Raw genomic sequence first — 1,298 nt, forward strand, 5'->3', positions numbered from 1 at the left:
CCACGCCCCAGAACATCCAGAAATACGTGGACTTCATGGCTCGCACCAAGGCGATCGGCCGCAGCGCCGAGAGCTGGAAGTTGCTCTGCGTCGGAACGTCGAACGTCTTCTCCCAGTGACCGTCGGCGGTGTCGGTCGCAGCCACCTTGAGCTGGCCCTTGGCCTCCGGCTTGAAGCCGAACTCGATCACCGGGTCGGTCGAGAGCGAGATGTCGCTCTCCAGCGCGAAGACGTCCTTGTCGTTATAGGTGACCTTGATTTCCTTGATGTAGCGCGCCGGCGTGTAGGAGCGGGTGATCTGATCCATCTGCATGCCGTTGAAGTTCGGATGACGGATCATCAGGGTCGCCTGAGCGCTCTTGCCGGGCGTGACCTCGTCCCGGATCTTGAGCCGCATCTCGCCCATGCCGCGCATCGCGTCCGCCTCGCTCGTCCCCGCGGGCGCCGAGCAGCCGCCGCTCGCCTTCACGAAGCGCGCGGTCTGGAACAGCTTGCCGTCCGTGGTCTCCGCGACGGCGTGGACGTTGGTGTAGGTGTTGACGCGGGTCCGCAGCTTCAGCAGTCCGGCGTCGCCCGCAGGCCCGAACGTGACGCGCGCGGCGACCGGGCCCGGATTCTCGTCGATGACCAGCGTCAGCCCCTTGATGGAGGCGGGATCGGCGGTCTTGAGGGCCATCGGCACCAGCGAGGCGTCTTCGGCCCGCACCGGAGCTTCGAGCGAAACGACATCCTTGCTCTCCTCGACCTTGCGGTCGCCGAAGACTTCCTGACGCAAACTGGTCCAGCGCTGATCCCGCGCCGCCTCGTCATCGACCGCAAGAGCCGGCGTCACGGCGAGCGTGGCGGCGAAGAACGCCGCGGCGAGCGGCGCGAAGTGTCTGGTCATGTCTTCCTCCGGGCAGCGATCTCGCGTCGCCTCTGTTACGGCTTCCCCGTAACGGCGCATTATAGCTCAGACGATACGCGCCGTCCTGCGCCTCCGTTACATGGAGAGAAGGCGGAGACGCCGGCTGAGCCGCGCGCCTCCGCAAGTAGCCGGCCTTCAGAAGCGGGCCAGCCATTCGGCCGTGGCGGCGATGTCCGCCTGGCTCAGGCCGTGACCGGCCGGCAGCGTGCGATGATCCACGTCGGCCCCGGCGGCGCGCAGCGTCCCGGCCAGCCTCCCGACGTCGTCGTCCGGAACGATCGGATCGAAGGAACCCGACAGCATCAGGACGGGAGTCCCCGAGAGGTCAGCGGCCGGCGCCGCGGCGAGCGGACTCATCGGGCGCAGCAGCGCCGGCCGCTGACCTCTCGGG

The 1,298-nt window shown here is 67.9% G+C and carries 2 protein-coding genes; both read right to left on the minus strand.

Going from position 1 to position 1,298, the window contains the following annotated elements; all coding sequences use genetic code 11:
• Nucleotides 1-886 (minus strand): quinoprotein dehydrogenase-associated SoxYZ-like carrier (locus tag ACIKT0_RS18410; protein WP_407106768.1); only part of this gene is annotated, 886 nt, incomplete at its 3' end.
• 156 nt (nucleotides 887-1,042) lie between these two features.
• Nucleotides 1,043-1,298: alpha/beta hydrolase (locus tag ACIKT0_RS18415; RefSeq protein WP_407106769.1), on the minus strand; the 256-nt coding region annotated here is incomplete at its 5' end.

The organism is Hansschlegelia beijingensis (assembly GCF_045505405.1).
Taxonomy (GTDB): Bacteria; Pseudomonadota; Alphaproteobacteria; order Rhizobiales; family Methylopilaceae; genus Methylopila; species Methylopila beijingensis_A.